Origin of the sequence: Geminocystis sp. GBBB08, from assembly GCF_016743215.1 — a bacterium.
Classification (GTDB): domain Bacteria; phylum Cyanobacteriota; class Cyanobacteriia; order Cyanobacteriales; family Cyanobacteriaceae; genus Geminocystis.
The window spans coordinates 1-14,636 of the sequence record NZ_VRZC01000094.1; the positions used below are offsets into that span (position 1 = coordinate 1).

A 14,636-nucleotide genomic window follows, 5' to 3' on the forward strand; every position below is an offset into this window, starting at 1 on the left:
GATGGGGAGAGTAGAAGAAGTAGTGGAAAGAATGATACCCATTAACCCTATCAGTCATTGGGAGAAATTAGATCTAGCAGTGGAAAGGGGATATATACTCAGCACCAAAGAAGTACAAAGCCTAGTGGGTACTAAACCATTCGGTAAAACATGGATTAGGGGAGCATTCATTTTTACCCGAACTGGAAAGATAGGGAATCAGGCAGGATGGATGATTAGTCGGTTTTGAGGAGAAGTTTGATCGATCTTAAGTACTCGTGCAAAATAGATTGTGAATTTTTAAATTAATTAAAATAACATACAATCTTTGTTGCCTATTGCTTATTATCTTCTGTCTTTCATAAAGTAAACATACAATTAATTTTGCCTACTTACTTATTTTGAGCTTGAGAACAATATAAGACGATCGATCTTAAAATCATCTTAAATTCGTAATACGGTAACAAAAACTGTCAAAGGAAAAATGAAAAAAAATAGTAAAAATTTTTAGGGAAACAAAAAGACGGAAACCATTATCAATAATGAATCATAACTGATAATGACCGCTACTAAAACGACTTTAAATCATATAACGGTACTTTGAAAAATTTTGGGGCAAAAACAGCTTCAAAAACAGTCAGAGTAAGGGATTTAGGTAAACGCCACAAAACGGCGGAAACTCTTGGTATAGAGCCTATTTGGTATCTTTTTTAGAATGATTATATAGTCATGATTTCAAGAGAAATGCTTTAATCTCGTTAAAGCCTTTGATTACCTTAGTTACAGGTATAAATATCAAATGGGTTCTATAACATTCTTGGATAACGCAACTCATTTCATAAAAATATCCTCTTATCATTCTGACAATACCATTATTATTTAATTCTTCCTTATTTTTTTTGTCTTCCAAATAGTTTAATATTTCTCTCTTTTACATATTTCAAAAGTAATTGCTGAAGCAAAAGATTATTATCCTATAATTTATTTACACCCGCAAGAATAAACACGATCAGTATATGAGCGAGAATAAGCCAAAATATTTAACTTTTTTTATACCCGGAATACTTGGTTCTACATTAGTTGACTCTGAAAATGAACTAAATGAGGATTATGATTTAACTCTGAAAATTATTTCGGAAGAAAATGAGTGTCTCGTTGAAAAATCCATTAAATTTCCGAAGCAAAATACTCTCTCTTTTTATATTCCTGATGATTGGCAAGAAAAGGATTATGAATTAAGAATTGTTTATCAAGATTGGATTTTAGCTAGTGAAATTTTAGAAATTGTTAATCAAGAAGAAGTTAAACAACAAAATTTATTTACTCAAGGTTTAAATCTCCAAAGTGAATCACAAAATTTATTTACTCAAGGTTTAAATCTCCAAAGTGAATCACAAAATTTATTAAAAGAAAATAAAAACTATATTCAAGCAATGAAATTTCAAGAACAAAATGCTAATTATTATCAGGAAAGTGGTAATTCTATAATAGCTGCTCAATCTTGGGAAGACTTTGCTGGAGATTTATATGAAACAGGAGAATATGAACTAGCAAAACAAAGTTTAAAGAAGTCTTTAGCAATATTTGAAAATATCAAAGATTTAGAAGAAAAGGAAGAAATTATTGCTAGAATTAACAGAGAAATAGAATTATGTCAAAGCAAAATAATTCCTGATAATAATTATCTTGATGATGGACAAGAATTAATTGATGAGCTTGGTATTGAATCCGTAGAAACCGAATTCATTGAAACTCTTGATTATCGGAGAGGAGAAGTTAAATAGAGAATGCGAGTATTGGTTGATGCTGATTTAGTATTGGAAAGATTCTTACAGCGAAGCAAGTTTGTAGAAAAAGCGAAAAATTTATTTAAACTTATTTCTGTTAGTGAAAATATAGAAGCATATATTACTGATATTGGTTTAGAAAAAATAGCTAAAATTTCGAGTAAACTTGCTACAAAAAATAAAATTAATGCAGAAGATTTAATCATAAATCAATTACAAAATAAATATAAATTTAAAGTTTTTAAAGTAGATGAAGATATACTCAATAAAGCAAGAAAGTTTGATTTAATAAATTGTGAGTCAGCAGTAGAATTGAGTTGTGCTATTGCTGAAAATTTTGATGGGATAGTAAGTGAATATTCTCAAAAATTTGGCATTACTTCAATCCCTATAATGTCTGTTCTTGACATGAATATAAAATCATTGGAAAGCACTGTAAACAAAGTAAATCTCGATGAATATTTGACCAAAAATGCCCTAGATCAAATGAAAAGATTTTTATACACAAGTAAAATAAAATTAGAAATTTCACTACTTATTACGGTAAGCACTCCTAAGATTATTAATAATTCTATACCAGTTTTGTATAAAAAACATTTACAAAATATTGTATCAGATCATTCTGTATTTTATTGTCGCAAAATGGCTTTGCACTTGCGAGAAATTAATTATCTTCTCAAATATCTTACTTATGCTTTTTTGGCTGGAGACGGAACTATTTTACAGACTTGCTGTCATGAGTTAAAAGAAACTTATACCGCATTAGATATTCCTTGCTATTTGATAATTATTGGAGTAGAAAAATTAAAAGAATCAACTATTGATTTTTTGAAACATAATAAAGAGTTAAAAAAACAAGAATATTTTAATGATTCAGTTTTTGAGCATTTAATTCAAGAAATTGTGAGTTATTTTGATTTTATCATTAAATCTTTATCTTAATTATTTGACTTTAATTATATAAAAAGTGGGCTATTAACCCACTATAAAATTAATTAAAAGTCAATTGATTAATTAACTTCCTCCGACTCTGGCTACATCTTGAGCGTTGGCTTCAAATGCTGCATTCAATGCTTCATCTCCGCTTAAACCAGAATTAATTGCCTCTTTTAATGCTTCTAAAACTCGTTTATAATCACGAGGCATTACCTTCACAAATTTACCGATATTTTCTTCCCAATTAGTGAGAATTTTTTGGGCTTTTTTACTATTAGTAAATTCAAAATGTTTGGTAATTAATTGTTTCAATTCCGCAATTTCTGAGGCATCATCGAGGGTTTCTAAACCTACCATTTCCGTGTTGCAATGAGAAGCAAAATCGCCCTTCTCATCGAAGATATAGGCAACTCCTCCACTCATACCGGCAGCAAAATTACGTCCAGTTGAGCCAAGAATTACCACTCGTCCGCCTGTCATATATTCGCAACCGTGATCTCCGACTCCCTCAACGATCGCACTTACACCAGAGTTACGAACACAAAAACGTTCCCCAGCAATACCAGAAATATAGGCTTCTCCACTGGTTGCACCGTAAAGGCAAACGTTACCGACAATGATATTTTGATCGGCCGGAAAAGTAGATTTTTTGTCAGGATAGACAATGATTTTGCCTCCGCTTAACCCTTTACCGATATAGTCGTTAGCGTCTCCTTCTAATTCGATCGTAACTCCCTTTGGTACAAATGCCCCTAAACTTTGCCCTGCACTACCGTCAAAATGTAAATGCACGGTATATTCTGGTAAGCCTTCCCAGTGTTTCTTAGTAATTTCGTTACCTAAGATTGTGCCTACTACTCGGTTAATGTTTTTAATGGGTAAGGTAGCTTTTACTTTCTCACCATGTTCGATCGCACCTTTACATAAATCCAATAAAGTAGTTATATCGAGGGATTGATCTAAACCGTGATCTTGTTTCGTGGTACAATAACGCCCAACACTAGGATCAACTTCAGGCTGATAAAGGATAGGTGCAATATCGATACCTTTAGCCTTCCAATGATCGATCGCTTTTTTCGGTTCTAATACATCAGTACGACCTATCATCTCATCAACAGTGCGGAAGCCTAATTCTGCCATAATTTCTCGCATTTCTTCAGCGATAAACTTCATGAAATTGACAGTATAAGCAGGATCACCTGTAAATTTAGCACGAAGATCGGGGTTTTGGGTAGCCACTCCCACAGGGCAGGTATTTAGATGACACACACGCATCATGATACAGCCTAAAGTGACAAGGGGTGCAGTGGCAAAACCAAATTCTTCAGCACCAAGTAAGGCGGCAACTATTACATCTCGCCCTGTTTTCATTTGTCCGTCTGTTTCTACCACAATGCGACTGCGGAGGTTATTTAATAACAGAGTTTGGTGAGTTTCTGCTAATCCTAATTCCCACGGTAGTCCTGCGTGTTTAATAGATGTGCGAGGAGAAGCACCTGTGCCTCCGTCATAACCTGAGATTAAGACTACATCAGCTTTGGCTTTGGCAACTCCAGAGGCAATTGTGCCGACTCCCACTTCTGATACTAATTTGACGTTAATTCTTGCGTCACGATTAGCATTTTTCAAGTCATGGATTAACTCTGCTAAATCTTCAATGGAATAGATGTCGTGGTGAGGAGGAGGAGAAATTAAACCCACCCCGGGAGTAGAATAACGCACCTTAGCAATCCAAGGATAAACTTTTTTACCCGGTAATTGTCCACCTTCCCCCGGTTTTGCACCCTGTGCCATTTTAATTTGAATCTCTTTGGCTTGGGAGAGGTATAAGCTATTAACGCCAAAACGCCCACTAGCTACCTGTTTAATTGCACTATTTTTCGAGTCTCCTCCTGAGTTTGTCCAAGTATAGCGCTCTGGGTCTTCCCCACCTTCCCCTGTGTTGGATTTACCTCCGATGCGATTCATGGCGATCGCTAAGGACTCATGGGCTTCTTTAGAAATCGAACCGTAACTCATTGCACCTGTTTTAAAGCGCTTCATGATGTTTTCAATAGGCTCAACTTCTTCAATGGGGATAGATTCCCGTTGTTTAAACTCCAATAAGTCACGCAAACGGAAGAAGTGCTTACCGTGATCATTAATCATCTGGGAATACTTCTTAAATAATTGATAATCTCCCAGTTGCACTGCCTGTTGTAAGGTATGGATAGTTTGAGGGTTAAATAGGTGAGATTCACCATCTTTGCGCCACTGATATTCTCCCCCCACATCAAGGGTATGCCCGTTAACTTGTCTGTCAGGGAAGGCGTGACTATGACGCATAATCGTTTCTTTGGCGATGACTTCTAAATCAACTCCTTGTAAACGGGAAGCGGTACGGGTAAAATATTTGTCAATAACACTTTGATTTAAGCCTACCGCCTCAAAAATTTGAGCACCTCGATAGCTTTGAATGGTAGAAATACCAATCTTGGCAGCAATTTTAATTACTCCTTTGGTAATAGATTTGATGTAGTTATAGACGGCAGTATCATAGTCAACTCCTGTTAACAAATTCTCTTCAATCATCTGATTCAGGGTTTCATAAGCCAAGTAAGGATTAATTGCACCGCAACCATAGCCTAATAATAGGGCGAAATGATGTACTTCTTTTGGCTCGGCGGATTCTAAAATTAAGCCTACAAGGGTACGAGTGCCGTTACGGATGAGATGATGGTGTAACCCCGCTACTGCTAATAATGCTGGGATAGGTGCGTTGTTATAATCTACTCCTCGATCACTTAAAATCAAGTGGGTGCATCCGTCTTTAATTGCTTTATCAGCTTGATTGAAAATCGCTTGTAAGGCATCTTCTAACCCTTTTACTCCATCTTTGGGGTTGAAAAGAATTGAGATAGTATGAGCTTTAAAACCGTCACTGTTTAAATTTTTCAGTTTCGCCAATTCTTCATTAGTGATAACAGGAGTTTTAAGGGCGATAAGGTGACAACTTTCGGGTTGAGGGTTGAGTAAATTTCCTTCTCTACCGATGGTGGTTTCTGCGGAAGTAATAATCGCTTCTCTGATGGAATCAATAGGAGGATTAGTTACCTGTGCAAAAAGTTGTTTAAAGTAATCATACAATAATTTAGGGCGATCGCTTAACACTGCTAAAGGGGTATCGATGCCCATTGCCCCCACTGATTCAACCCCTGTTTGTGCCATTGGTAATAGCAACATCCGCAAGTCTTCAAAGGTGTATCCAAAGGCTTGTTGTAAGGGCATTAAATCATTATATAGGCTAGAAGCCTGTTCCACACAGGGGGTTGGTAATTTATCTAAAGTGTATAAATGTTGATCTAACCATTGTTGATAAGGCTTTTGGGTGATAATGGGTTGCTTTACTTCCTCATCGGCAACGATGCGCCCTGCTTCCATATCTACTAAAAACATCTGCCCTGGTTGCAATCTTCCTTTCGATTCTACTCTTTCTGGCTCAATGGGCAACACTCCTGCTTCCGATGCCATGATAACTAATCCATCTTTAGTGACGGTGTAGCGTGATGGACGTAATCCGTTACGATCGAGTATAGCGCCAATTTGCTTACCATCAGTGAATGCGATCGAAGCTGGCCCATCCCAAGGCTCGATTAAACAGGAATGATATTGATAGAATGCTCGTTTTTCAGCATTCATGGATTCATGTCCACTCCAAGGCTCAGGAATCATCATCATCACCGCATGGGGTAAAGAGCGCCCACTTAATACCAACATTTCTAAGGCATTGTCAAAGATAAGGGAATCACTACCTTCCATGTTGATTATAGGCTGAATTTTTGCCATATCTTCGCCGAATAACTCGGATTGAAATAAGGCTTGACGCGCGTGCATCCAATTAGTATTGCCTCGCAGGGTGTTAATTTCCCCGTTATGGGTGATGTAGCGGTAAGGGTGCGCACGTTCCCAACTTGGAAATGTGTTTGTACTAAAACGAGAATGCACTAAGGCGAGGGCTGTTTGCAATTCAGGGTTATTCAAATCAAGGTAATATTTGCCTACTTGCTCAGGGCGCAACATTCCTTTATAAACAATAGTACGGCTAGAAATGGTGGCAGGATACCAATAAACATCAATATTACTTGCTTTTATGACTGCGTGCGATCGCTTTCTAATGACAAACAATTTACGCTCAAAGGCGAGATTATCAGTGAGATTAGGATTTTTAGCGATAAAAACCTGTTGTACATAAGGCTCACAAATTAAGGCACTTTTACCCAAATCTGAGTTATCTGTAGGCACATCGCGCCAACCTAAGACTTTTTGCCCTTCTTCAGCGACAACTTGCTCAAATAACGCTCTCGCTTTCAATCTCACGTCTTCTTTAGGGGAAGTAAACATCATGCCAACAGCATAGTTACCCACTTCAGGCAAAGCAAAACCTAATTTCTGGGCTTCTTTGCTCATAAATTCATGGGGTAACTGCATTAAAATTCCTGCACCATCTCCAGTGTTAGGCTCTGCACCACAACCGCCTCTATGGTCTAAATTGATTAAAATAGTTAGAGCTTGTTGTACTGTATCATGGGATTTTTTCCCGTATTTATGCACCACGAAACCCACACCACAGGCATCGTGTTCATTTTGTGGATCGTATAATCCTTGTTTTTTTGGAATTAAACTATAAGTCATGATTGCTTCCTAAATTGTTGGTGTTTATGGCTGAAATATAAAGAAATTATTAAGTCTAGCTCTTTTTTCTCTTTAACTCGTTTATTTACATAGTATAGGAAGATTAACGGATTTTCTCTCTATGTTTTGTCAGAAATTTAACATAAGATTAAGTTTTTTTAAGTTGAAGGTTGATCGATTTATAACTTGAGATGTTCTGAAAAATATTATAGTTTAGAATAGAACAAGTGTTTTTTGTTTGCAGTAAATGCCTACAGTATTAAGATATAAAGGGTATCGTTTTTATTTTTATAGTCATGAACCAAATGAACCACCGCATATTCACGTTGATAAAGATAACTTATCAGCAAAATTCTGGTTATCATCTATTTTTTTAGCACGAAATATCGGATTTTCGAGTAAAGAATTAAGAAAAATTCAGTCAATAGTAGAAGAAAATCAAACAAAATTTTTAGAGGTATGGTATGAATATTTTTCCTGATATAAGAGTTAAAAATGTTTTAATTGATGAAGATAATTTATCCGTAGAAATAATGGATGGAAGAACGATAAAAGTACCTTTAGTTTGGTATCCTCGTTTATTAAATGCTAATATTGAACAATTAAATAAATGGGAAATTTGTGGTGGTGGTTACGGTATTCATTGGGAAGAAATAGACGAAGATATTAGCGTAGAAGGTTTATTAAGAGGTTCACCGTCTCCTGATTTTTATAAAAATACTATGATTCAAATATAATTTTTAAAAACTCGATTGAACCGTTTTTTTCTCAGAAATTAACATAAGATTAAGTTTTTTTTAGTTGAAGGTAAAACAAAGGAAGGCAAAGAGTTATTAATTACTAATTATCTACCTTATTCTGATTTAGAAAATAACCAACAATTAGCTCTAAATCTCTGGTGTTAATCTTTTTTTGATAGGATTGTTAATCCTTAATGAAAACTTAATCTTGATTTAACTTACGACTATTAATCTATAGGGTGTTTGTTCGTAAAACATCATTTTTTAATCAATATCGTTAAAAGTTAACTATGGACATTAATCTTAGTCTCATTGGTAGATATGCCAGTGAAAATGGTGCTGAAATCCCCGCATTCGATGCTATCAGTAAACAACTATTTGTGGTGGCAGGAAATGTGGTAGAAATCCTGAATTTGAGTAACACCAGTAATATTACGAAAATTGGCGATTTACCCTTTAACACTCAAGGTATAGGCGATGGTTTTAAATTAGTACCCAATAGCGTTGCGGTAGGTAAAAAAGGTACTGTTAGTGAAGGAATCGTTGCCGTTGCCTTAGCTATAGTGAAAACTGCTACAGGTAATCAAGCTAGGGGTGAAGTTCAGTTTTTTAATAGTACAACAGGAGCATTTTTAGGTAAGCAAACTGTTGGTTTTCTTCCTGATATGGTGACTTTTACCCCTGATGGTACTAAGGTATTAAGTGCTAATGAAGGTGAACCTAATGAAAATTATACCTTTGACCCAGAAGGTTCAGTCAGTATTATTGATTTAAGCAGTGGAGTAGCTAACGCCACAGTACAAGAGGCTACCTTTACCGCTTTTAATCGTCAAATTGATCAACTTCGTTCCTCTGGAGTGCGTATTTTTGGCCCCAATGCCACTGTCGCCCAAGATGTTGAGCCTGAGTATATCACTTTTTCTGGAAATGGTAGTAAGGCATGGGTAACGTTACAAGAAAATAATGCGATCGCCATTGTGGATATTGCCACTGCTATTGTTGAAAGTATTGTCCCTTTAGGCTTTAAAGATCATAGTGTTAACTCTAGCACATTAGAAACCTACGAAATTGATGATTTACCCGTCATTGGTACAACTATCGGAGGGCAAGAAATTTTATTAGGAGGTTTCTCCGGTTTATTTTTTGAAGGCAAAACCGCCGATGGTAAATTAAAGTTTATCACCCATACTGATCGAGGGCCTAATGGTGAACCCACAGGAAGTTTACGACCTTTTTTACTGCCAGACTTTAGCCCTGAAATAGTACGCTTTGAGTTAAATCAAGCCACTGGGGAAATTACTATTACGGATAGAATTAGTATCAAACAAGCCGATGGCACTCCTATTAGCGGTTTACCCAATATCAGTATTCTCAATGGTACGGGTAACACCCCTTATAATGATGAAATTCCCGTTGACTTAAACAATAATGTTATTACTCGTCTCGATACTTTTGGTGCAGATTTAGAAGGCATCGTAGTTGCTGAGGATGGCACTTTCTGGATGGTGGACGAATACCGCCCTGGGATTTATCATTTTAATACCGATGGTACTTTGATCGATCGATTTGTACCGGAAGGCACGGGAGTAGCAGCAGGAGGTAGTGAGGGAGACTTTGGTATTGAAACCTTACCTGCGGTTATTGCTCAAAGAAGACAAAACAGAGGTTTTGAAGCGGTTGCTTTAGATATTGAGAATAACAAATTATACGCCTTTGTTCAAAGCCCGATTCGTAACCCTGATACCCTCAGCAATGGCACGTTAAACGGTTTAAATAACATTCGCATCGTTGAATTTGACCTTGAAACCCAAACTACTACTGCTGAATATCTCTACCGTTTAGATAACCCGAATTTGGGTACAGAAGGAAACACTCGCCCTGATAAAATTGGGGATGCGGTATATATCGGTAATGGTGAGTTTTTAGTCGTTGAAAGAGACGATGATGCGATCGACAGCGATCCTAGTGGTAATATTGAAAAGAAAGTCTATCGCTTTAGTTTAGATGGTGCAACCAATATTACCAACAAATCTGCACCCATCGACTTAGGGAATGGAGTCTTGAAAACCGTTGATCAAATGACTCCCCAAGAATTGACTATTCAGGGCATTAATCTTGTTAAGAAAAATCTCTATGTTGATCTCAATCAAGCGGGTTATAACACCGTAGAGAAAGTGGAAGGTTTAGCCTACATGGGCGATAATACGATCGCAGTTATCAACGATAATGATTTTCGTGTAGCGGGAATTACTCTTAACGGTGATGGTACATTTACCCTCAATGCTGATTATACCCCTGAACCCATAACTTTAGGCATTGTCCAAGTCCAGTCTAACGGTATTGATCCAAGCGATCGAGATAATACCATTAATATTCGTAACGTGCCAGTTTTTGGTATGTATTTACCAGATGCGATCGCCTCTTATTCCGTCAATGGTAAAACTTATTACATCACCGCTAACGAAGGAGACGCAAGAGTTCGCCCCACTGGTGACGGTCTTATAGATGGTTTCGACGAGGGGGATATTTACAATGAAGAAATCCGAGTAGGTAACTCTCGTTATATTTTAGATCCCGTTGCCTTCCCTAATGCCGATGAATTAAAACAAAATACTAATTTAGGACGCTTAACCGTAACAAATACGTTAGGTGATACCGATGGAGATGGAGATTTTGACGAAATTTATGCCTTTGGCAGTCGCTCTTTTAGTATTTGGGATAGTAACGGAAATTTGGTTTTCGATAGTGGAGACGATTTAGAACGCATTACCGCTCAAGCCTTTCCCAACTATTTCAACGCTAGTAACTCCAACAATAATTTTGACGATCGTAGTGATAACAAAGGACCTGAACCAGAAGGAGTAACAGTTGGTTCAATCAGAGGACAAACTTATGCTTTTATCGGTTTAGAGCGTATCGGTGGGGTAATGGTTTATAACGTTACCAATCCTCAGACTCCTGAATTTGTTCAGTATATTAACACCCGTGACTTTGAACAAGATCCTGAAACTAACTTGACAGATGCTGGACCGGAAGGATTAATCTTTATCAGTGCAAAAGATAGCCCTAACGGTAAACCCTTGCTGATCGTCTCTAACGAAATTAGCAACACTACCAACATTTTTGAAATAGAGACGGGATTTACTCCTCCTAATCAACCGGCACAGATGAAAGGTTTAGGAAAATTTGAAACAAATCCAGTATTCAACATAGGACAACTTTTTGAAGATAGTCAAGGTTATTACATCCCCCCCGGTATCCTCGATGGTTTAGGTGCATTCGCCTTCGATGAAGACACCATCAGAGTCTTAGCTAACCATGAATTAACGCCCAATGCTGGTTATACCTACACCCTTGCTAATGGTACTAAATTAACAGGGGCTCGTGTTAGTTTTTTTGACATCAATAAAAATACCCGTGAGTTAGAAGGTACTGGATTAGCCTACAATACCATTATTAACCGTGTTGGGGAAGTAGTGGACGAAGCCAGTGATTTGGAATTTAACGGTATTAACCGCTTTTGTTCTGCTCAATATATCAAAGCTAATCAGTTTGGGCAAGGACGTGGTTTAGTAGATAGTTTATTCTTCATGGGAGAAGAAACCGATGGCGGTACAGAATTTGTCTTAGATCCTGTCACAAAAACCCTCTATGCTGTACCTTCGATGGGACGTGCAGCTTGGGAAAATGTTACAGAATTAGATACTGGTACTACCGACAAAATTGCTTTATTAATCGGCGACGATCGAGGTGGTGCTCCCTTATTACTATACATAGGGGAAAAAGGACAAGGAGAAGGTGCTGATATTCTCGTGCGTAACGGTTTAGCCCAAGGAAAACTCTATGTCTGGGTTGCCGATAGCGGAGAAACTACTCCTGAACAATTCAATGGCACAAATCAAGGACGTTCAGGACGTTTTGTCGAAATTGACTATTATCGCCCCGATTTAGCCAGAAATGGGGAATATGACGCATTAGGCTTTGCCACCCAAGCCAAACAAGATTCTCTTGCTTTTAATGTGGCAGGAGGCTTCCGTTTTTCTCGTCCCGAAGATGTGGCTACCAGTCCTTATGACGGTACGATCGCAGTCTTAGCATCCACCGGTCGTGATAGTCTATTTCCTAGTGATAGTTGGGGTACAACCTATAAAATTGATGTGGATTTTAGCAATTTAAACAATATCACCGCTCAAGTGGATATACTTTATGACGGAGATGATGCAGGGGCTGGTCAATTTGCAGGTTCTGATTTTGGTTTACGCAGTCCCGATAATTTAGACTGGGCGGATAATGGTTTAATCTACATTCAAGAAGATAAATCCTTTAACCAATTTGGTTTAACTTCGGGAGAAGAAGCATCTATCTGGGAATTAAATCCGAGAACAGGTATATTAACTCGTGTTGCTCAGATCGATCGATCTGCCGTACCCCAAGGGCAAACGGATTCTGCACCTAAGGATATTGGTAACTGGGAATCTTCGGGTATCATTGATGTTTCTCGCTTATTCGATGAAACTCCTGGTTCGTTGTTTCTGTTTGATGTCCAAGCTCATTCCCTTCGAGATGGTATTATTGCCAGAGAAGGTTTAGTGGAAGGTGGGCAATTAGCCTTTTTGAGAAATACTAATCCTACTTTCACCTTACAAATTCTCCACGCATCAGATCAAGAAGCAGGTATTCCCGCCTTACAAGATGCCATCGGTTTTTCTGCGGTAATGAATGCCCTTGATGCGAGATATGACAATACCTTAAAACTTGCTTCGGGAGATTTATTCATTGCTGGACCTTTCTTTAATGCTAGTCTTGATATTTATGGACAACAAGGCATTGCAGACATCTTAATTCAAAATGCTTTAGGTTGGGATGCCGCCGCCGTTGGTAATCATGAATTTGACGCTGGAACTTCTGCTTTTTATAATGCGATCGCTCCTAATGCTAATCTTAAAGGAGTTGGAATTGATCCCAATACTGGTTTTACAGGTGCTAATTTCCCTTATTTAGCCACTAATCTCAACTATTCTACCGATAGTTCCAATCTCAAAAACTTGGTTAAACCAGCAGGAGAAGATCCTTTACCCCATAGCTTAACTCAAAGTGTAGTAATCGATGTCAATGGTGAACCAGTCGGGGTTATCGGTGCAGTAGTGCCTTATCTCCCCAGTATTGCCAATATCGGTGGTATCACCATGTTAACCAATCCCACCAGTACAGATATTGAGGTTAACGCCCAACTTTTAGCAGCGAATATTCAACCCTTCGTGGATGAGTTAGTAGCACAAGGGATCAATAAAATTGTCTTGATGACTCACTTACAACAGTTTGAGATGGAACAGGCTTTAGCCACTAAACTCAGTAATGTGGATATTATCATGGGTGGTGGTTCTCATCGTGTCATGAGCAATACAGATGATCCTCTCCGTCAAGATGAAATTCAAACTCCTCCTGAGTTATTGCAACCTTATCCTCAAGTTTTCCAAGATGCTGATGGTAATGACGTTTATTTAATCAATACAGGTGCTAATTATCGTTACTTAGGGCAGTTAATTGTAGAATTTGATCCTGATGGTAAAATTATCAAAATTGGTGATGATAGTGGTACTTTTGCCACAGATATTGCTGGAGTTGATCGACTTTATGAACAGAGTATCACTACTTTTGAGCAAGTAAAAGAATTAGCTAACCCTGAAATAGTAGCAGTTGTCGAGAATGTAGGAAACTTTATCAATTCTTCAGACGGCACAATTTTCGGTAATACTAAAGTTTATCTTAACGGATTGCGTGGCAGTGTGAGAACCGAAAAAACCCAAATGAGGTGACTAACCCGCCGATGCAACCGTTTGAAATGCCGACCAATATGGCTTTGACATTGATATTTCCGTGAAAAATGGCGGTGGTATCCGTGATCAAATCGGTGTTTCCTACATTGAAGGTGGCACAAACGAGTTAATTCAACTACCTCCCCAAGCTAATCTGGCGGTGGGTAAAGAAGAAGGTGACATTTCTGAATTAGACATATCCAACTCCTTGCGTTTTGACAATACGCTATCCGTAGCCAATATTTCTGCTCAAGGTATCAAAGATTTAGCAGAGCATTTTGTGGCACAGTGGAGACAAGGTGCAACTCCCGGACAATTCGGACAGATTGGTGGTTTTAGCTTTAGTTTCGATCCTGATAATACAGCTATTCAATTCACCCGAAATAGTAACGGATTAGCAACAGGTGTTGCAGTGGCAGGGGAAAGAATCCAAAACCTCGTCTTAAATCGTCCTGATGGTACAAAAGAAGTAATCTTCTCTCAGGGTGAATTTAAAGTCGATCGTAATGCTACCTATAAAATGGTGATTCTCGACTTTTTAGCCAATGGTGGTGACAGTTATCCTTCTTTCTACTTTGAAAATGTCGTTAAGTTAGAAGACTTAGATAACCCTAATTTACCTAATAAAGCTGAAGGTTTAGCCGTTGCAGGTGAGCAAGATGCTCTTGCAGAATACTTAGCCCAATTTTATCCTATTGAAGATCAAG

At 37.8% G+C, this 14,636-nt stretch carries 7 protein-coding genes and 1 pseudogene; 7 read left to right on the forward strand and 1 reads right to left on the reverse strand.

The window, feature by feature from the left end:
- From FWJ34_RS12440 to FWJ34_RS12450, 3 genes and pseudogenes are all read left to right on the forward strand, one after another.
- A pseudogene (locus tag FWJ34_RS12440) lies at positions 1-229 on the forward strand (hypothetical protein); the annotation flags it as partial.
- 766 nt (positions 230-995) lie between these two features.
- Positions 996-1,763 carry a hypothetical protein gene (locus tag FWJ34_RS12445; protein ID WP_308255643.1) on the forward strand — a complete coding sequence of 256 codons (768 nt, stop codon included), beginning with the start codon at positions 996-998 and terminating at the stop codon, positions 1,761-1,763.
- 3 nt (positions 1,764-1,766) lie between these two features.
- Positions 1,767-2,708, forward strand: coding sequence for a hypothetical protein (locus tag FWJ34_RS12450; protein WP_308255644.1), 942 nt, complete (start codon positions 1,767-1,769; stop codon positions 2,706-2,708).
- A 72-nt stretch (positions 2,709-2,780) separates the two neighbouring features.
- Here the strand turns inward: FWJ34_RS12450 and gltB are convergent, their stop codons facing one another.
- Complete coding sequence (gltB, locus tag FWJ34_RS12455; protein WP_308255645.1) at positions 2,781-7,373, reverse strand: glutamate synthase large subunit; 4,593 nt, start codon at positions 7,371-7,373, stop codon at positions 2,781-2,783.
- Between the two features lie 247 nt (positions 7,374-7,620).
- On the opposite strand from gltB, the gene FWJ34_RS12460 reads away from it, so the two are divergent.
- The 4 genes from FWJ34_RS12460 to FWJ34_RS12475 all read left to right on the forward strand — a co-directional run.
- Entirely contained in the window at positions 7,621-7,854 is a 234-nt protein-coding gene (locus tag FWJ34_RS12460) for a DUF4160 domain-containing protein (protein WP_308255646.1), read from the forward strand.
- Positions 7,838-8,110 carry a DUF2442 domain-containing protein gene (locus tag FWJ34_RS12465; protein WP_308255647.1) on the forward strand — a complete coding sequence of 91 codons (273 nt, stop codon included), beginning with the start codon at positions 7,838-7,840 and terminating at the stop codon, positions 8,108-8,110. The genes FWJ34_RS12460 and FWJ34_RS12465 overlap by 17 nt, the downstream gene beginning before the upstream one ends.
- Positions 8,111-8,403: 293 nt before the next feature.
- Positions 8,404-13,929, forward strand: coding sequence for a choice-of-anchor I family protein (locus FWJ34_RS12470; RefSeq protein ID WP_308255648.1), 5,526 nt, complete (start codon positions 8,404-8,406; stop codon positions 13,927-13,929).
- A gap of 61 nt (positions 13,930-13,990) precedes the next feature.
- Positions 13,991-14,636 (forward strand): 5'-nucleotidase (locus FWJ34_RS12475; protein ID WP_308255649.1); only part of this gene is annotated, 646 nt, incomplete at its 3' end.